Source organism: Harryflintia acetispora (assembly GCA_004340125.1).
Classification (GTDB): domain Bacteria; phylum Bacillota; class Clostridia; order Oscillospirales; family Ruminococcaceae; genus Harryflintia; species Harryflintia acetispora.
Map to the genome: position 1 here is coordinate 88,076 of SLUK01000012.1, position 18,301 is coordinate 106,376.

Below are 18,301 nucleotides of genomic sequence, written 5' to 3' on the forward strand. Positions count from 1 at the left end.
ATCGTTTTATCTTAAATATGGAATCTTAACTAGTTCGCCACGGCGACCATCGCGCAGCGGATGACCCGCTCGCCGATCCGGTAGCCCTTTTGCAGCACCTGGCTGACGACGTTCTCGCCGAGCGAATCGTCCTCCACATGCATGACCGCGTGATGGAGGTTGGCGTCGAACGCCTCTCCGACCTCCCCGATGGGAACGACCGACAGTCCCTCGAGCGCCTGGCGCAGCCCGTCCAGGATCATCTCCATCCCCTTCTTGAACTCGGGGTCGGCGCATTCGCAGTCGAGCGCCCGCTCGAAATTGTCCACCACCGGCAGGAAGCGCTCGACCGTCGAGGCCACCGCCTGCGGATAGACCGATTCCTTCTCCCGCACCGAGCGCTTGCGGTAGTTGTCGTACTCGGCGAGGATGCGCAGGTGCTTGTCGTTCAGCTCGTCGTATTGCTTTTGCAGCAGCTCGAGCCCGTTTTGTTCTTCCTGTGCCGGCTGGGCCTCGGTGACAGGCGCCTCCTGCCCGGCGCCGTCCGGTTTCTGCTTTTCCTCCGCCTGCGCCTGCGGCGCGGCATCGTGCTTTTTCTTCTCAGACAAGTCGGATCCGTCCCCTTTCGGTATCTGTAAATTGTCGTGTTCCCTTATTGCTGGGGCGATGAAGCCTCGCTGCGGTAGGTGTCCGATAGGAGTTTGCCCAGGGTATTTGCGAAATACTCCAGATGCGGGATCAGCCTCGGATAGGGCAGGCGCACCGGCCCGATGATCCCGATCGCCCCCGCCGAATCGCTGCCGATCCGGTAGCGCGCCACGATCAGCGCGGTGTCGCACAGCTCCTGCTCGCGGTTCTCCTTGCCGATGGCCACCTTGACCCCCGGGGCGAGCGACCCCTGCGGGTAGAGCAGCTCGGTCACCCGCTCGCGGCTTTCCAGCAGCGTGAAGAGCTCGCGCGCGGCGGCCTCGAGCTCGTGGTAGGAAAGGAGGTTGGTCTCCCCGCGCCGGTAGAACTGCCCGTCGTAGATCTCCTTGCACAGCTCGTAGATGGCCGCCAGGAGGGGGGTCAGCAGGCGGGAATATTCGCCCAGCGAAACCGCCACCGAGTTGAGGTAGAGCAGGGAAATCTCATAGAGGCTTTTCCCACGCAGCATCCCGTTGGCAAAGTTGGTGAAGAAGTCGCAGATGTCCTGCGTCACCCGGAAGCCCACCCGCACGACCTTGTTCTTGATCACGCCGTTGTTGGCCATGACCAGGATGACCACGGTGGTCTCGTCCACCTTGATCAGCCCCACCCGCTTGACGTAAACGCTTCTGGCCGTCATGGTGGCCGACACGGTCGCGCAGCCGGTATACTGGGCCAGCCGCTCGGTTGCATCCTCGATTAGCCGGTCGGGATCGGGGTCGCCCACGTTAAAAAGGGCGTCCAGCTCGTCGCGCTCGTGCTGGGTGAGGGGGTCACACCGCATGAGGGAGTCGATGTAGACCCGGTAGCCGAGATGGGAGGGGATCCTCCCCGCCGAGGTGTGCGGCTGTTCGAGCAGCCCCATGTCAAAGAGCGCCGCCATCTCGTTGCGCACCGTGGCGCTCGAAACGTTGATCCCCTCCAGATCACAGATGCTCTTGCTCCCGACGGGCTCCCCCGTCTGGATATACTGGCTCACGATAGCAGCCAGAATCCGCCCTTTTCTCGCGTCGAGTCCCACTGCTATCACCTCGCTTGCTGTATTAGCACTCAATATATTCGAGTGCTAAATATAATGTATCACGGAAAAAACAAGAAGTCAATAGGATTCATAATTTATTTACAGTTATTTTCATCCGTCCCTGGCTTCTGAAAAGGAAAGGGCTTTTTTGCAAAGCGCAATTTGCAGCCGCGCGCCGTACGCGGGCGGCGCGCTCACGCTTGTGCACGCTCACATTTGTGAGCGTATACATATAATAAAAGGAGGGAACATGTCTCTCAATTATTCCCCATGGAGGTTTAAAAATTGAACATCTATTCATGCAATTCGGGGCAGGACCCCTGCTGCTGTTGTCCGGTTCCCTGTCCGGTACCGGGCCCGACCGGCCCCACTGGTCCCACAGGCCCTGCCGGAGGCCCGACCGGCCCCACCGGAGCCACCGGTGCGACTGGCGCGACCGGAGCGGCTGAAACGATCACCGTCCGCCAGACCACCACCGCCGAGCCTGGGACGCCCGCCCAGGTGAGCGATGTGAGCGGCGGACCGAACCATATTCTCGATTTTGTCATTCCCCGCGGCGCGACCGGCTCCACGGGCGCTGCAGGGCCCACCGGCTCAACCGGCTCGACCGGGGCTACAGGCGTCACCGGCCCTGCTGGAACCACTGGATCGACCGGCGCCACCGGCGCGACCGGAGGCACTGGTGCGACGGGAGCTACCGGACCTGCCGGTCCTGCCGGGACAACTGGCGCGACCGGCAATGCGGAGACGGTCAATGTGCGTTATACCACCACCGCCGAGCCGGGCTATGCGGCCCAGGTCAATGACGTGACCGGAGGGCCGGATCATGTGCTCGACTTCATCATCCCCCGCGGCGCGACAGGAGCTGACGGCGTAGCTGGGCCCACCGGCCCCACTGGGGCGACCGGGCCCACGGGAGCTACTGGTTCTGCTGGCGCCACCGGCGCGACAGAGCCATGTATAATAGGAAAACGCCTAAAACCCTCATAAATACTGAGTTTCAATCAAATACACAAAAGACAAAGTAGCCATATTTCCGAAAAAACGCTGTTTAGATGGGACAAGCTTCTACCAAACGGCGTTTTTTATATTGTGAAAAAAAGAGGGATGATGGCGAATGATTGTAGAAACGGGGTTCCGTCGTAAATTATAGCGAATCGACTTGAAATATGTTTCATTGTGAGAGGCGTTTTAGAAAAAAATATTATGCTGGCACCTAAAGGATGATAAAAAGAATCTTATCTCCCCTATTTAATTGAATTTGTGTGATAAATTAGCGTTCGACAGACAATAAATGGAGATTCCAATCAAAGGGTGAAGCAGTGTATTGATACAAAATGAAGGAGGTACATGATTGGAAAGACCTAGTTGCCTACATATTCCAACGCACTACGAAGACGAGCGCGCCCAGATCATGTGGGGGCCAGTGGAAGGAGCAAACTGCTACCAGCTCGACTGCGTGTACGACGAGTCTTTTGAACGCGCCTCGACCGGACGTTCTTGGGCGGCACTGAAGGCCGCCGAGCAAAACTGGACGCAGTTCGAGGGCCGGCAGCTCGGCTGGGAGAGCTTCGAAGCGCTGTCCGCCCAGGGCCTGATGTGGCGAAATATCGCGTTCGAGGACCTGGATTGGGCCCAGTTTGAAGGAAGCGATCATACCTGGGGGGAACTGACCACCCTGCCGGTGCGCTTTACCGTCTATGAGGGCGGCGGCACGCCGGCCTACCCGCCCGACCTCGGGCAGAGCTGGGAAATGCTCCACGCCTCGGGATATCCCTGGGGCGTGCTGGACAACAGCGGACACTCCTGGGGAGAGATCGAGCTTCTGTTCCATAACGGCCCCACTTGGCGGGACGCACAGGGCTATGACCTGGCCTGGAGCGGGGTTGAGAGCAGCAACCTGACCTGGGGAGAGATCGGGGAGCTGATGAAGAACGGGCTGACTTGGGAGGGGATGAACGCCCGGCAGTTGGACTGGGCCGGGGTGGAGGCGAAGGAACTGGATTGGAGCGGCCTTGCGCAGCTGCCGCCGGACCACAACGAGCACCCCTCCTGTATGGTCGACGTCCTTCCCTATGCAAGCGAAGCGACCTACCGTGTCCGTACGACCAACGAGACGGCGTGTTCGGAGTATTTAACCTCGTCCCCGGTACCGATTTTGCCGCTGTTCTACCGGGAGGATGAGATTACGCTGGAGGTCATCGCAGGCCGGGAGTACCAGTTCCAGCTGAGCGCCTGGGAAATCCAGGAGTTCTGGGACCTCGTGATGACACTGAAATACCAGTCGCACATGCTGCGCCTGGAGCAGTTCAGGACCGAGCTCCCCGCCTCGAAAGCTGATGATCACGGCGCCGATCCGGTGTCTAACGTGGGGAAGGTCTACAAGGGCGAGGGTGAGGTTCAGTTCATCTGTACCAAGCCGATGCGCGCGGCGAAACAGTGGAGCGGTCCCGTCGTGCTGGTAAGCTTCACGGCGCTGGGAACGGGTACCACAAGCCTGACGCTGCACTGAGAAAGGAAGGTAGCAATGGAAAACAAACAGGAGAAAAACGAGATGGAAGTCCGGTTGCCTTTAGGTGACGAGAGCAAGCTGGCAGCTGCAGGCCTTGCGCGCGGCGCGATCACCCGCGGCGAAATCACACAGCCGGGCGGAGGCGGTTCGAGCTCCCAGGAAGACCAGCAGGAACCGCAGAAATATCCGCTGTCCCCCTTTTCGCTGAACCGGGATGAGACGGAGCACATCGGGCTGGGGAGCGGGAACCTGAACCTGACGGTCACCGACTTTGTACTGCCCGGAAAAAACGGATTTGATCTGAAGCTCACCCGCACCTACAATTCCATGATGGCCAATGTGACTGATCTGACGATTAAATTTGAAAGTGTGGAGCGGTACACCTGGAGCCTGAAATTTAAGTTCAAGGGCGAGGACGATAGAACCGGGGAAATGGACACCTACTCCGTATCGGCAAAGGATCCCACAGTCGGCTACGCCAGCGAGCAGGATGCCGCGGACGCCGCCGAGGAGTGGATCCGGGAGAATAATTTTAGGGAAAGCAACGTCGTTGAAGTAGAGGTCAATGGCCGGAGAAGAGAGGTTATCGTGCGCTCCGCGCTGAAGGACAAGGAAATAAACACCTCCCGAAAGACTTCCAGCATCCCCGTTTCCGACCTGCGTCCCAACGATTATCTGACCGATACCTATCGTTTGGGCTTAGGATGGGGATTCGACTTTCCTTCCATCGAGTCGGTAAAGGAAGCGGTCAAAAAGAACCGTGTAAAGTACTACTACTATTTTCATTCGGGAGACGGCGGCGTCTACCCTTTTAAGCCGGATGAACTGTTTTCCACCCGCAAGGCGATGGCGCTCAAAGGACATGAGCTGGGCGATTTTACGCTGTATCAAGAGGCTGCCCGCACCTTTTCCGTCGAATACAAGGATGGCAGGAAGGCGTATTTTGAGGGTACGCAGCTGTCCTCCATGGTGGATCGTTTCGGCAACAGGATTTCCTTTGACTTCCAGGACAGCGGCATGACCATTACCGACACCATGGGCAGAAAGCTCACTCTACAAAAGGGGAACATCACCGACGGCTACACCTTGACCTGGACCCTGCCGGACAAGAGCACCATCGTGTATACGGTGAAAACCACCACCAAGGCGGGCCAGACCTTCCCGGTGCTCGCCAGCGTAAAGGACCAGGCCGGGCGGGTCACCAGCTATACCTACGCCAACTATCCCACGAATCTGGGAAATGAATACAAAAAGGGATACCTGCACAAAAGCATATACAGCAACACCGACCTGGACGCAGGGGTGGACATTTATTACCACCCGCTGACAGATGTCACCTATCCCACCGGCGCCAAGAGCCGGTATGTCTATGAATTTCTCGATGGCCGGGACCGTTATGCGCCGGAAGGCTCCAACGCAACGGGGATCGACGGCATGCTCCTGCTGCGCCAGCGGATGGACTATGAAAGCAGCCAGCAAAAAAATCTCGAACTGTACCAATATGGGGTCACTTTCGATACGGACCAAAACGAAGTCCCGCTGTATATCTCCAGCGCGACGATGACAGCGGGCGAGCGCACCGACAAATATTTCTTCGAGGTCTACAGCGCTCCCGCCACCAGGCAGGAAACCTTTCTCAGCGGCTCCCAGACCAAGCTGTACGAAAGAATCATCGACAAGGCCGATCTCTTTCGAAAATCGCTTCCCCAAAAGCAAACTGAAAAGTGGTACCAGGGCGGCAACGTCCTGACGCGCGTAAACCAATGGGACTACGAGCCGACGGGAGACGTGAAGAGTGAGACCCGCCCCCTTGCGGGCACGACCACCATCACCTACGACCCGACCTACTACCTGATGACCGCTAAGGAGTACAAAAAGGACGGGAACACCACCATCCGGGAGGAATATACCCTCAGCGCGGACAAAAAGCAGGTCACCATGAAAAAGGTGTTCGAGAAGTCCGGCAGCGGGGCCTTCGCGCTCAAGGAGGCCACCCAGTACCAGTACGACGGCAGCCACAACCTCACGCTGGAGCGGCAGTACCTCAATCTGAACCTCGCCGCCTCAGCGGGGGACCGGGTGACGCGGTACTCCTACCACAGCAACGGAGTCTACCTTACCAAAAAGTGGGTTGCCGGCCTCAAGGACGCCTGGGGCGCCGCCCAAAAGGACGTTTCGGAGAGCTATGAGTATGACGCCTGCGGCCGGGTGACAGTCAAGATCGACGGCGAGGGCCGTCAGACCCGCTACCAATACGACGGCCTGGGACGGGTCGTGCAAGAGACCCGCCCAAGCGGATATCAAAGGCGCACCGGCTATCTGGACGCGCAAAACCGCCTGATCGAGACCGATGAGCTGGGACACCAAAAGCGCTACGACTATACCCCTCTGGGCAAGATCGCGGCGGTGTATACCCTCTCCCCCGATGTGCTCCAGGCCTCCTATGCCTACGACAACAGGGACCGCCTGATCACCGAAAGCGCCTACAGCACCGCGGGAACGGCGACCACCAGCTACCGCTACGACCACTACGACCGGGTGCTGGAAAAGAAGATCACCGGCCCGGGGCTGCCCGAATACAAGGAGATCTACTCCTACCACGACGCCTACCAGAACGCTTACAGCATGGAGAGCAAGACCGTGGCGGGGGCCGGCGCCTCCTCCCCCGATGTGACCAGCGTGACACTTCGCGACGTGCTGGGGCGCGTGGTGGAGGAGAAGACAGGGAGCAGCGCCGTGCGCTACGGCTACGACTTCCTGGACAACAAGATCTGGCAGACTGACCCGCGCGACGGCGTGCAGACGGCCTGGTGGAGCTATGACTGGGCCGGGCGGGTGCTCACTGAAACGCGACAGGAGCCCTCGAAGAAGGTGGTTGCCAGAACCGTCTACGACGCGCTGGGACAGAAGAAGAGCTTCACCGACTTTCGGGGGAACCCGACAAGCTACACCTACGACCTGGCCGGCCGGCTGCTTGAGCAGGTGGCAAAGCTTTCGGACGGCATGAACGCGGTGACCCGCTACAGCTACGACGCGGCGGGGAACGTCACCCGGCAGGACGTGCTGGCGGCGGGCGGGAAATACCGCACCACCCGGTACACCTATGACGCTGAAAACCGGGTGGTGGACACGATCGTAAACGACGGGCAGACAGAGACCCGTACCCGCAACGTCTACGACGCAATCGGCAACAAGCTGGCGGTCTACACCGGTATGCTGGGTGGCTCGCTCTCCGGCGCTGCCAAGACCAGCTACACCTACGACAAGCTGGGCAACGTTCTGAGCATGACCGACCCGATGGGGAACGCTCCGAACCCGCAGCAGAAGGAGCGGCGCACCGAGTGGTACCGGTACGACCAGTACGGGAAGATAATTGGCAAGACCGACCGCAACGGATACGTGACCGAATACCGATACGACGTACTGGGTCGGGTGCTCAGCGAGACGGTGCGCGACCCGGACGGCAGGGAGCCCGCTCTGGTCCAGAGCTTTTCCTACTACAAAAACGGCCAGAAGCAGAGCGAGGAGAATGGGGAGCTGCGCAGCGTTTTCACCTACGACAACCGCGGGTCGCTCGCTTCCCAGACCGAGACCTGCAAGCGTGGGAAGGTAAACCTGGTGGTCAAGAGCTACGCCTATGACGGGAGCGGGAACCGCCAGAGCTTTACCCTCTCGAAGGACGGGGTGCAGCAGCTGGAGCTGGGCTATGGCTATGACCGGCAGAATCGTCTCTCGGAGGTGAAGCGCGGCGGGCAGGTGATCGCGGCCTACCAGTACGATGAAAACGGCAACCGCGTGAGCCTGAGCCATCCGCAGAGCGGGCTTGCCACCACCTACGCCTACAACGCCGGGAACCTGGTGACGAGCCTTGTCAACAAGAGCGGGAACGTGGTACGTTCTTCCTTCTCTTACGAATACGCTCCGGATGGGAATCAAGTAAAAAAGGTGAGCCAGGTTGCCGGCAAGCAGAAGGCAACGAGCTACGTCTACGACCTGCTGGGGAGGCTGACCGAGGAGAAGGTCGCGGACCGGGAAACGATCAGCTATGCCTACGACCGGTTCTCCAACCGCCGGACCATGACGGTGACCAAGGCCGACGGTAAGGCAGTGATGAGCAGCTATGAATACGACCTGCGCAACCGCCTGCTCAAGGAGGTCAAAAAGGACAAGACGAGTGAGGAGACCTACGTCTACCGTTATGACTTTAATGGCAACCAGCTGCAGCGGCTCTGGGAAAAGTTTGAGACCGGCAAAGGCAGGACCGAGCCCGGACGTGTAAGTTTCGCGAAGAAAAAGGCCGGAGAGGTTGTCATTTGCGAGCGCAGGGCGTACAATGGGCTTGGACAACTGACCAGCCTTTACCAGGATGGCGAGGTGACCAAGTACCGTTACCGCCCGGACGGGCTGCGGCTGTGCAAGGAGAAGGCGGACGGAACCGAAACCAGCCACATCTGGGATGGGTCGGAGATGGTGGCGGAGTACCAGGCGAGCGGGACGGTCATCGCACGGTACTTGCGCGGGCTGGGTTTAATCGCACGGGAGCTGGACGGGCAGCAGGAGTACTACCTCCACAATGCCCACGGGGATGTTGTGCAGCGTACCGACCGGTACGGAACTCCTCTCAAGAGCTATGACTACGACGCCTTCGGCAACGAGGAGAAGCCGGAGGAGCTGGACCATAGCCCCTGGCGGTACTGCGGGGAGTATCTCGACCTGGAGGCACAGAACTACTATCTCAGGGCGAGGTACTATGAGCCGAGGACCGGGAGATTCACACAGCAGGACAGCGTGGCCTATACCACCGCCAAGCTGCCGAATGGAACGGAAGTGGTTGACCCGCTCAGCCTGAATCTGTATACTTATTGTGGGAATAACCCGGTGATGTTTGCAGACCCGAGTGGGAATTTTGCAATTGTTGACGATCTGGCTTATTTGGGTGTTGGAATTGGTCTGATTGTTCTCGCCGGAATTGCTGCTGTATTGACACTTAGTTCTACTGGCAGCCTGCGAAGTGCCTGGAATCAAGGAGTTTCTAACTTTACCAATAATGCAAAAGCGTTGTGGCAATGGGCGCAGAAATTATGGGATGATGCAAATAAGAAAATTAATTCTCTAAAATCATCTGGAGCAACTACGCCTGCAAGCCCGGACCCAGACGATCCTAATAGCAAACGTGATTGGGAGACTATCAAAGAAAAATATTTAGAGAAAAAGCTTAAAGAGCAAGATATTGATCCCCACACTTTGAAACAAGAATATTTAGGGAAAAAGGCTCAAATTTCCAGATATGATATACGTATAGATAAATCGACGGGACAGTTGGGGATTTTCGACAAAAAAGGAAATCTTGTAGAAATTACGTCATATTTTATTAAGTAAGGAGATAAAAAGGATGAAATATAGGAATAAATCCGGTGTTATCATTCATCTCACTTTATGCGGTGAGAAATTTAATCCTAACAATGTGACAGAAAAGCTTGGGATAGCCCCCAACTATATTCGAGAAAAAAATGATAAGTTAGAAAATGGAAATATATTTGGGCAAACGGAATGGGGATTCGAAACTGAATGGATAGAAAACCAGGATTTAGATGAAGTATTAAATATATTTTTCTCTTCTATACGGGAAAAAGCCTCTCAATTGAAACGGATTGCACTTGAGTGTAATGCCAATTGGAGTCTTCTTATAGGAGTCAAGATTTGGAACGAGCAAAAACCTATATTATATCTATCTATCAAAAATGTTCAATTTTTGTCAGAGATAGGAGCAGACATAGGTTTCGACTACTACTGCTATGGCTTTGAAGATATAGAAGAACATAAACATTAACTAATTAATTGTTTTCTAATTTGTGGCCACTTCTTTCAAAGAAGTGGCCATTTCTATAAAACGCGGATAGAAACCGGATAAGCCTCAGTTTTCCGCAGAGCTTTACCACAAGCTACGCCTACGACCGGTTCTCCAACTGCCGGACCATGACGGTGACCAAGGCGGTAAGGCAGTGATGAGCAGCTATGAATACGACCTGCGCAGCCGCCTGCTCAAGGAGGTCAAAAAGGACAAGACGAGTGAGGAGACCTACGTCTACCGTTATGACTTTAATGGCAACCAGCTGCAGCGGCTCTGGGAAAAGTTTGAGACCGGCAAGGGCAGAACCGAGCCGGGGCGTGTAAGTTTCGCGAAGAAAAAGGCCGGGGAGGTTGTCATTTGCGAGCGCAGGGCGTACAATGGGCTAGGACAACTGACCAGCCTTTACCAGGACGGTGAGGTGACGAGGTACCGTTACCGCCCGGACGGTCTGCGGCTTTGCAAGGAGAAGGCGGACGGGAGCGAAACCGGCCACATCTGGGATGGGTCGGAGATGGTGGCGGAGTACCAGGCGAACGGGACTATCATCGCGCGATACCTGCGCGGGCTGGGTTTGATCGCACGGGAGCTGGACGGGCAGCAGGAGTACTACCTCCACAACGCCCACGGGGATGTTGTGCAGCGCACTGACTGGTACGGAACCCCTCTCAAGAGCTATGACTACGATGCCTTCGGCAATGAGGAGAAGCCGGAGGAGCTGGATCATAACCCTTGGCGGTACTGCGGGGAGTATCTCGACCTGGAGGCACAGAACTATTATCTTAGGGCGAGGTGTTATGAGCCCAGAACCGGGAGGTTTACACAGCAGGACAGCGTGGCCTGTACCACTACCAAGCTGCCGAATGGAGCGGAAGCAGTTGACCCGCTCAGCCTTAATCTGTATACTTATTGTGGAAATAATCCGGTCATGTTTGCAGACCCGAGTGGGAATTTTGCAATTGTTGACGATCTGGCTTATTTGGGTGTTGGAATTGGCCTTATTGCTCTCGCTGGAATTGCTGCTGTATCGACACTTAGTTCTACTGGTAGCTTGCGAAGCGCGTGGAATCAAGGAGTTTCTAACTTTACCAATAATGCAAAGGCTCTGTGGCAATGGGCTCAGAAATTATGGGATGCTGCAAATAAAAAGATTAATTCTCTAAAATCATCTGGAGCAACTGCGTCTGCAAATCCAGATCCGGACGACTCAGATCCAAATGATCCGGATAATAAGCATAGTCTTAAAAAAATAAATGGAAATAAAGAGGCAAATAAAGCAGCTCAAAAAAATGGTTATAATAGTGCAGAAGATTTAAAATATGATTTTGTTGGTAAAGATGGAGCAAAATTCAATATGACACGAGATACTAAAACAGGGGAAATTATATTAAAGTCCATTAGAGGCAATATTAAAGTTCCAACAGGTTTATTTAATTAGTAGAGGAGTTGTATTATGGAGATTCATTCTTTAATAAAAATTGACTTTTATTTTACAGGAGATCAATTTGATATAGCAGATATTACCAATAAGATGGGAATAACACCAACGGGATCAAGAACAAGAGATAGCTTTCCTCCTTCTGGATTGGCTCATATGGAATGGTCAATTCAATATACGGCTGAAAACTGTAATGCGGTATCAGTCCCATTTGAATCGTTAGTTTGTTTGCTAAAAGATAAAAAAGATACAATTAATTCTATTTGTACGGATTATAATGTTCGTTCAGCTTTCAATGTGGTAATACATATGGAGGAAGCATATGGACCTGAAATTGTTTTAACAAAAAATATTTTGTCGTTTGCTTCGGCAATAAATGCTGAGATATGTTTCGATATTTACAATGATATGAAATAGTTATTTAGTCAAAAACACTAGACAGGTGCAGCTCTATAGCTGCACCTGTTTTTTGAAGTAATCCTACTTTCTAAGCAAATAGGTTAAGGATAATCCTCAAGTTAGCTACGTCTACGACCTGCTGGGGAGGCTGACCGAGGAGAAGGTCACGGGCGGGGAAATGGTCAGCTACGCCTACGACCGGTTCTCCAACCGCCGGACCATGACGGTAACGAAGGCCGACGGCAAGGCAGTGATGAGCAGCTATGAATACGACCTGCGCAGCCGCCTGCTCAAGGAGACCAAGAAGGACAAGACGAGCGAGGAGATCTACGTCTACCGTTATGACTGGAATGGCAACCAGCTGCAGCGGTTCTGGGAACGGTACGAGCAAAGCAAGGGCAGAACCGAGCCGGGGCGTGTAAGTTTCGCGAAGAAAAAGGCCGGGGCGGTTGTCATTTGTGAGCGCAGGGCGTACAATGGGCTTAACCAGCTGACCAACCTCTATCAGGACGGCGAGGTGACGAAGTACCGTTACCGCCCGGACGGGCTGCGGCTGTGCAAGGAGAAGGCGGACGGAACCGAAGCCAGCCACATCTGGGATGGGTCGGAGATGGTGGCGGAGTACCAGGCGAACGGGACGGTCATCGCACGGTACCTGCGCGGGATTAACCTGATCGCACGGGAGCTGGACGGGCAGCAGGAGTACTACCTCCACAATGCCCACGGGGACGTGGTGCAGCGCACCGACCGGTACGGAACCCCTCTCAAGAGCTATGACTACGACGCGTTCGGCAACGAGGAGAAGCCGGAGGAGCTGGATCATAACCCCTGGCGGTACTGCGGGGAGTATCTTGACCTGGAAGTACAGAACTACTATCTCAGGGCGAGGTGTTATGAGCCGAGGACCGGGAGATTCACACAGCAGGACAGCGTGGCCTATACCACCGCCAAGCTGCCGAATGGAACGGAAGTGGTTGACCCGCTCAGCCTGAATCTGTATACTTATTGTGGGAATAACCCGGTCATGTTTAAAGATTCCAGCGGAAAGAGTGCGGAAGCAATTTTTGTTGGAGGATGGACTCTTGCAGGTATAATTTCGCAAGCTGATTCTCCCATGCCGGGACCTGCTGATGTGGTCGCACTTATTATTGGTGCAGGTGTCACCATTATTGCTGGTATTATCATATTGTTTGAACGAATTAAAAAAGTTATTACTAAAGTTACTAAATCTGAGATTCCATCGGCACCATCTGATCCGACAAAATTACCTAAACAAGGAACTATAGAAGGCGATGTCGAAGGTGCACCTAATGTTGATGCTGGAAAACAAGGAAAACATGTAAAAGGGCACCCAAATTATAAAGAAGGTTCATCAACATGGGCCGACGATAATACTGGTGTACACGAAACACAGGAAGGGTGGCTCAATGGTACTGAATTGCCAGATGGTACAAAAATTTGGGATTCAGGTAGAGAACTTGGAACAAATGGAGAAACCGGAGTACGTATTCATATTGATAAAAAAGGAAATTTACACGGATATCCTGTTAATCCCAGAAGATATCTTCCGAATTAAATAAAAAATTAGGAGGAGCAAAATGAAAACGGATTTAGGCGAAATAAAAATTTTAGTTAATAATGAAGAAAACAATTATGTAATTAAAGAATTAGAAGATTGTTGTCATTATTTTCATGTAAAACATAGATTGAAACTTACTTGTAAGATTCCTAAGCAACTTATTGAAAATATCTCTATTAAATGTTTAATTATATCCAATGATATTGTTAAATTTGAACCTTGTATTGAAACAGGAGAGAACTTAGCATTGGTTAGTTTTTATCGCGGAAGAACCAAATTAAGCATCGGAACAAAGGGCGATATACCTGGTACCCAATATGTTTATTTAGACAATGGAATAGAATTGATATTACAAAAAAACAAAGGAGAAGTTTATTTTTATGTCGCTTGGTTAGAAATGAAAGATGTAGAAAAAGAAGATATTTATACATGGTTTGCTGCAGATCCAGCCTTTGATATTTAAAATATAGATTTTGGCCTTTGCAATCTGAAAAGCTCACCTCGTTTTTGGTGCTTGGCTGGCTATATGATTTCAACCCTTCCAGATTTATTTATAGGTAGTCAGTCTAAACATACTTATAATGATTTAAAATTAAAAGGAAACGAGATGTTAAAAGAAGCTTATGGAATGAACTTAAAAGATAAAGTTGCGGAAACATTGTACTTGGGAACGTTACCCGATAATAATAAGTATGTTCTCAGTAAAAAACAACTAGAGCCAGAGCTTTCCATTTTGTTTCCTGGTAAGACGGAAGTTGAGGAGTATTTTAAGGATATATTAAAGGCGTAGAAAGAATATTAATGGGGGCCATTTTAAAAATGGCCCCCATTAATATATGAAATTTGTTAAAGATTTCTCTGCCTATACCTACGACCGGTTCTCCAACCGCCGGACCATGGCGGTGACCAAGGCCGTCGGCAAGGCAGTGATGAGCAGCTATGAATACGATCTGCGCAACCGCCTGCTCAAGGAGACCAAGAAGGACAAGACGAGTGAGGAGACCTACGTCTACCGTTATGACTGAAATGGCAACCAGCTGCAGCGGCACTGGGGGAAGTTTGAGACCGGCAAGGGCAGAACCGAGCCGGGGCGTGTAAGTTTCGCGAAGAAAAAGGCCGGGGAGGTTGTCATTTGCGAGCGCAGGGCGTACAATGGGCTTGGACAACTGACCAGCCTTTACCAGGCCGGCGAGGTGACGAGGTACCGTTACCGCCCGGACGGTCTGCGGCTGTGCAAGGAGAAGGCGGACGGGAGCGAAACCAGCCACATCTGGGATGGGTCGGAGATGGTGGCGGAGTACCAGTCGAACGGGACGGTCATCGCGCGGTACTTACGCGGGATCAACCTGATCGCACGGGAGCTGGACGGGCGGCAGGAGTACTACCTCCACAATGCCCACGGGGACGTGGTGCAGCGCACCGACCGGTACGGAACCCCTCTCAAGAGCTATGATTACGACGCCTTCGGCAACGAGGAGAAGCCGGAGGAGCTGGATCATAATCCTTGGCGGTACTGCGGGGAGTATCTCGACCTGGAGGTACAGAACTACTATCTCAGGGCGAGGTCTTATGAGCCTAGAACTGGGAGGTTCACCACTGAAGATATTGTGCACGATGGGCTAAACTGGTATACTTACTGTGGGAATAATCCGGTTATGCTTATTGACCCAAGTGGTCAATCCTGGAAAAGCTTCTGGAGCGACGCGCGCGACTGGGCAAAGGGCTTTATGGATTCTTCAATTAAACGTATGAAGAATATCAAAGACCCAATCAGCCTTTTGGATTGGCTGACTTACGGCACAATCAGTGCAAACGAGGCCCGCGGAAGGAAATGCTGGATACTCCCGATTGGTATTCCATAGGGAACTGGGCCTCGGGCGGCGCTTTTGACATGGTAAAGGGTGCTGTCGATCCCGATGAACCACTTTCCTTCGAGCATTGGATGAATTCCTTGGGAGTTGCAATTCTTGCTTATGTCGGGTATAGAGGAATTAGAAATGTAAACGAAACAAAAATTTATAAAACTCAATATTTAATTGATGAAAATTCATATTCGGCTCATAATGTTGTTCAGTACGAAAAATTAAAAGCTGGATATGCTTCAGAAGAAATTATTCATGCTGATAGAATTGGTTCAGCCTTAATAAAATCGGATCCAATGCATAGAGCGGCAAGTTTTATTAGTAAGCAACAATTAGTAGCGGGGCGCGTTACTACGATTAGAGGAAATGATGGTGTAAACGTAATATTGCTTCAGACAAAAGGAGGATTGAATGAAACATCGGGTGTTTTTGAGTATATTTTAACTCCAAAGGGTTATGTATCTCATCAACGCTTTATTGCTGGCGGAAAATATACTGGTTTCCCTAATCAGTAATGAGGTGAGAAAATGAAAAATAGTTTAGATATATTAGTTCCATACAAATATGTAGCTTCTAACATCCTGTTAACATGGCCAGATATTAAGTTTGGAATAGATAATAAATATTTATGTTCCGATGATGCAATTACCCATGCTGTAGAAGAAATGGAGAAAAAGCATGAATATAATGCTGATTTGGAAGAATTGGCGATGCTTTTTAAGGGTGAAGAGATAGAACCATATTTAAGCAGGCTAGCTTCCTCAACAAGCCAAGATGCCAATGAGACAGAAAAGAGGTGGTTATATTTGTTATTAAAGTGGATATATGATAATAAGTTTAGGTTATATACGGCCCCGCTGGAAATGATTGAAATAGTATACGCTGATTTTGACTATCCAGAAGCTATATCAAACCTTATTAGATATATGCCATCTGATGGTGCTAATATTGGAGAAAACGTGTTGTTTGAAAATTGGAAATTGTACTTAAATACCAATAGAAAGCTATATCTACCATTGTAAACGCTCATAGCATTTACAAATCTTTATATTGTGTTTGATTTTTACCGTATAAAACAGGCCGTCTTGAAAAAGGGCGGCCTGTTTCTATATTCACTTTAAGCTGGGCAACGTCCTGAGCATGACCGACCCGATGGGGAATGCTCCGAACCCGTAGCAGAAGGACCGGCGCACCGAGTGGTAGAGCCCCCACCAATAAATGATTCCTGCCGATCCTGCTCATGTCTTTTACAAGAATTAAATTTATGAGGCCTTCCTTTGCATTAGCCAGCATCTCCTGAAGGGCAGGACGCTCTGCCCATGCGCGGCCCAGTGCATTTTGTTCTGAACAGTTTTGAAAAATAAAACAGGTGCTTCCATTCGAGGACCATAATCCGCGCTGGTCGCATAGATATCAAGCACTTTCCTCCAGAACACTTTCTCCGAAGACCGGATATCACGGATTCGTTCGAGCAGTTCAGCAAAGTAATTGCCACCGCCTGCTTTTTTCAAAAGCTCATCATTCATGGCAAAGCCTTTGAGCAAATATTCCTTTAGTATAGAATTCGCCCATATGCGGAACTGCGTGCCGCGCAGGGATTTTACCCTGTATCCGGCAGAAATAATAACATCCAAATTATAGTAATCTACTTGATAGACTTTGCCATCTTCGGCAGTATAGGCAAATTTTGCCCATACTGATTCCTTCCGTAGCTCACCTTCATCAAAATGTTTTTATATGCTTACCAATTACGCTTCTGTCTCTTTGAAACAGCACAGCCATCTGCTCTCTAGTCAGCCAGACAGTTTCATCGCTCATCTGCACATCTATTTTAGTCAGTCCATCTTCCGTCTGATACATGATGATTTCGGTATTTTGAGGTTGTATGAAATCGTTACTCACCTCCACACCTCTTTTCTAATATTTTCTATGTTTGTTCTACCATAAATCGTATGGAAAAGATAGGAAAAGCGCCAACGGCCTGTCCAATTAGCCATCAGCGCTTCTATATAGAATCTTTTTTGATTTTTACTTGCTAATTCTTCTATTTCGCTAAAAGCCGTATACCTGCAAGCCTGCATAGTTACTGCATTTCATGTGTCCTTCTCATACCCCACACTAACAACCTGTTGTTCTTGAACAAATCCCGCACCGCCACCATATCGTCCAGCCCTTTGAGGGAATCGATGTTGTCGGTCACAGCGATATAGCGGACATTGTGCTCCTCCAAAATCTCCTCTAAGAGTTGGCCGATCACAAGGCGGTTCCGGCCCAGCCGGGAATGGTCTTTCACAATGATGGCTTCCACCACGCCCTCCTCCACCAGTCCCATCATTTCTTGATAGCCCGGACGGTCGAAGTTCGTGCCGGAATACCCGTCGTCCACGAAGAAGCGGGGATTGGGGAAACGGTTTTCTTCGGCGTATCTCCATAAAATCTCTTTCTGATTTACAATACTGTTGCTATCGCCTTGCAGCTCGTCGTCACGGGAAAGCCTGCAATACAAAGCGGTAATCCTGTCTGGCTGTCTGTTCATAGTCATGTCCTCCTTTATAGGGGACAGCCGGACAAACGGTAATGTAGCTATTATTATACCACAAGCGCAAAGCGCGCGGCGGTATAATTGGCCATAGGGACGGAAGTGCCATTAGGCACGAATCGACCTGGCCATAAAACGTATCATATCCACTTCGTGGATATGATACCGTGTCCGGCTGTCCGGGGCAACATTGTTACTGGCCGCTGTCGCTCAGAATAAGGCGTTTAACCTTAGCGACCATGTCTTCCTTCGCCTGTTCGCTGAAGCGGGAGGACACAATATATGTGGTGCCGCCGATCTGGCGCTTGAGCGTCAGCGGCGGCAGCTCCTTGATACGGGTCGTGCAAGTTCCGGTCTTGCTATTCTCCATAGAAATCCTTTCTTAGTATCTATATGAAATGCCGCATGAGCGGCGCTTAATTTGTTTTGTAGAATCT

Annotated in this window: 16 protein-coding genes and 3 pseudogenes; 13 read left to right on the top strand and 6 right to left on the bottom strand. The window is 51.8% G+C overall.

Annotation, left to right across the window (positions count from 1 at the left end; all coding sequences use genetic code 11):
- Positions 1 to 29: 29 nt before the first annotated feature.
- Both grpE and hrcA read right to left on the bottom strand, forming a co-directional pair.
- The gene (gene grpE / locus EDD78_RS12255) at positions 30 to 587 is read right to left on the bottom strand and encodes a nucleotide exchange factor GrpE (RefSeq protein WP_079697962.1); all 558 of its coding nucleotides are present in this window, start codon (positions 585 to 587) and stop codon (positions 30 to 32) included.
- 44 nt (positions 588 to 631) lie between these two features.
- Positions 632 to 1,696 (bottom strand): heat-inducible transcriptional repressor HrcA, encoded by a 1,065-nt coding sequence (gene hrcA / locus EDD78_RS12260; protein WP_165873218.1) that lies wholly within the window; start codon positions 1,694 to 1,696, stop codon positions 632 to 634.
- Positions 1,697 to 1,978: 282 nt separating this feature from the next.
- Here hrcA and EDD78_RS14290 point away from each other — a divergent pair.
- The 13 genes and pseudogenes from EDD78_RS14290 to EDD78_RS12325 form a co-directional block, all read left to right on the top strand.
- Positions 1,979 to 2,638: pseudogene (locus tag EDD78_RS14290) on the top strand (collagen-like protein); the annotation flags it as partial.
- Between the two features lie 403 nt (positions 2,639 to 3,041).
- Positions 3,042 to 4,199 carry a hypothetical protein gene (locus EDD78_RS12270; protein WP_132085130.1) on the top strand — a complete coding sequence of 386 codons (1,158 nt, stop codon included), beginning with the start codon at positions 3,042 to 3,044 and terminating at the stop codon, positions 4,197 to 4,199.
- A 15-nt stretch (positions 4,200 to 4,214) separates the two neighbouring features.
- Positions 4,215 to 9,578: an RHS repeat-associated core domain-containing protein gene (locus tag EDD78_RS12275; RefSeq protein WP_132085131.1), complete on the top strand. Its 5,364-nt coding sequence runs from the start codon at positions 4,215 to 4,217 to the stop codon at positions 9,576 to 9,578.
- 13 nt (positions 9,579 to 9,591) lie between these two features.
- Positions 9,592 to 10,029, top strand: a complete 438-nt coding sequence (locus tag EDD78_RS12280; RefSeq protein ID WP_132085132.1) for a DUF4279 domain-containing protein — start codon at positions 9,592 to 9,594, stop codon at positions 10,027 to 10,029.
- A gap of 175 nt (positions 10,030 to 10,204) precedes the next feature.
- Positions 10,205 to 11,485 carry an RHS repeat domain-containing protein gene (locus EDD78_RS12285; RefSeq protein WP_132085133.1) on the top strand — a complete coding sequence of 427 codons (1,281 nt, stop codon included), beginning with the start codon at positions 10,205 to 10,207 and terminating at the stop codon, positions 11,483 to 11,485.
- 15 nt (positions 11,486 to 11,500) lie between these two features.
- A complete protein-coding gene (locus EDD78_RS12290) occupies positions 11,501 to 11,902 on the top strand; it encodes a DUF4279 domain-containing protein (RefSeq protein ID WP_132085134.1) in 402 nt (133 codons plus the stop codon).
- A 160-nt stretch (positions 11,903 to 12,062) separates the two neighbouring features.
- Positions 12,063 to 13,460, top strand: coding sequence for an RHS repeat-associated core domain-containing protein (locus EDD78_RS12295; RefSeq protein ID WP_132085143.1), 1,398 nt, complete (start codon positions 12,063 to 12,065; stop codon positions 13,458 to 13,460).
- Between the two features lie 22 nt (positions 13,461 to 13,482).
- Entirely contained in the window at positions 13,483 to 13,926 is a 444-nt protein-coding gene (locus EDD78_RS12300) for a hypothetical protein (RefSeq protein ID WP_132085135.1), read from the top strand.
- 63 nt (positions 13,927 to 13,989) lie between these two features.
- Positions 13,990 to 14,253: a hypothetical protein gene (locus EDD78_RS12305; protein ID WP_165873219.1), complete on the top strand. Its 264-nt coding sequence runs from the start codon at positions 13,990 to 13,992 to the stop codon at positions 14,251 to 14,253.
- 46 nt (positions 14,254 to 14,299) lie between these two features.
- Positions 14,300 to 14,488 (top strand): hypothetical protein, encoded by a 189-nt coding sequence (locus EDD78_RS12310; RefSeq protein WP_132085137.1) that lies wholly within the window; start codon positions 14,300 to 14,302, stop codon positions 14,486 to 14,488.
- A gap of 105 nt (positions 14,489 to 14,593) precedes the next feature.
- Entirely contained in the window at positions 14,594 to 15,325 is a 732-nt protein-coding gene (locus EDD78_RS12315; protein WP_491044391.1) for an RHS repeat domain-containing protein, read from the top strand.
- A gap of 29 nt (positions 15,326 to 15,354) precedes the next feature.
- The gene (locus EDD78_RS12320; RefSeq protein WP_165873220.1) at positions 15,355 to 15,840 is read left to right on the top strand and encodes a hypothetical protein; all 486 of its coding nucleotides are present in this window, start codon (positions 15,355 to 15,357) and stop codon (positions 15,838 to 15,840) included.
- Between the two features lie 12 nt (positions 15,841 to 15,852).
- Positions 15,853 to 16,347: a DUF2247 family protein gene (locus EDD78_RS12325; RefSeq protein WP_132085140.1), complete on the top strand. Its 495-nt coding sequence runs from the start codon at positions 15,853 to 15,855 to the stop codon at positions 16,345 to 16,347.
- Between the two features lie 184 nt (positions 16,348 to 16,531).
- On the opposite strand, the pseudogene EDD78_RS14295 reads toward EDD78_RS12325, so the two are convergent.
- From EDD78_RS14295 to EDD78_RS12345, 4 genes and pseudogenes are all read right to left on the bottom strand, one after another.
- Positions 16,532 to 16,639: pseudogene (locus EDD78_RS14295) on the bottom strand (recombinase family protein); the annotation flags it as partial.
- Positions 16,636 to 17,185: pseudogene (gene rhuM, locus EDD78_RS12335) on the bottom strand (RhuM family protein); the annotation flags it as partial. The pseudogenes EDD78_RS14295 and rhuM, both read right to left, overlap by 4 nt.
- 223 nt (positions 17,186 to 17,408) lie before the next feature.
- Positions 17,409 to 17,861: a recombinase family protein gene (locus EDD78_RS12340; protein WP_286170886.1), complete on the bottom strand. Its 453-nt coding sequence runs from the start codon at positions 17,859 to 17,861 to the stop codon at positions 17,409 to 17,411.
- Between the two features lie 196 nt (positions 17,862 to 18,057).
- Positions 18,058 to 18,234, bottom strand: a complete 177-nt coding sequence (locus tag EDD78_RS12345; protein ID WP_132085141.1) for a transposon-encoded TnpW family protein — start codon at positions 18,232 to 18,234, stop codon at positions 18,058 to 18,060.
- Between the last annotated feature and the right edge of the window lie 67 nt (positions 18,235 to 18,301).

Excerpts from the sequence above, each read along its gene's own strand:
- EDD78_RS12275 (WP_132085131.1), top strand. The coding sequence starts at position 4,215 with ATGGAAAACAAACAGGAGAAAAACGAGATGGAAGTCCGGTTGCCTTTA.
- EDD78_RS12280 (WP_132085132.1), top strand. The coding sequence starts at position 9,592 with ATGAAATATAGGAATAAATCCGGTGTTATCATTCATCTCACTTTATGC.
- EDD78_RS12285 (WP_132085133.1), top strand. The coding sequence starts at position 10,205 with ATGAGCAGCTATGAATACGACCTGCGCAGCCGCCTGCTCAAGGAGGTC.
- EDD78_RS12290 (WP_132085134.1), top strand. The coding sequence starts at position 11,501 with ATGGAGATTCATTCTTTAATAAAAATTGACTTTTATTTTACAGGAGAT.
- EDD78_RS12295 (WP_132085143.1), top strand. The coding sequence starts at position 12,063 with ATGGTCAGCTACGCCTACGACCGGTTCTCCAACCGCCGGACCATGACG.
- EDD78_RS12300 (WP_132085135.1), top strand. The coding sequence starts at position 13,483 with ATGAAAACGGATTTAGGCGAAATAAAAATTTTAGTTAATAATGAAGAA.
- EDD78_RS12305 (WP_165873219.1), top strand. The coding sequence starts at position 13,990 with ATGATTTCAACCCTTCCAGATTTATTTATAGGTAGTCAGTCTAAACAT.
- EDD78_RS12310 (WP_132085137.1), top strand. The coding sequence starts at position 14,300 with ATGAAATTTGTTAAAGATTTCTCTGCCTATACCTACGACCGGTTCTCC.
- EDD78_RS12320 (WP_165873220.1), top strand. The coding sequence starts at position 15,355 with ATGGTAAAGGGTGCTGTCGATCCCGATGAACCACTTTCCTTCGAGCAT.
- EDD78_RS12325 (WP_132085140.1), top strand. The coding sequence starts at position 15,853 with ATGAAAAATAGTTTAGATATATTAGTTCCATACAAATATGTAGCTTCT.
- EDD78_RS12340 (WP_286170886.1), bottom strand. The coding sequence starts at position 17,861 with ATGAACAGACAGCCAGACAGGATTACCGCTTTGTATTGCAGGCTTTCC.
- EDD78_RS12345 (WP_132085141.1), bottom strand. The coding sequence starts at position 18,234 with ATGGAGAATAGCAAGACCGGAACTTGCACGACCCGTATCAAGGAGCTG.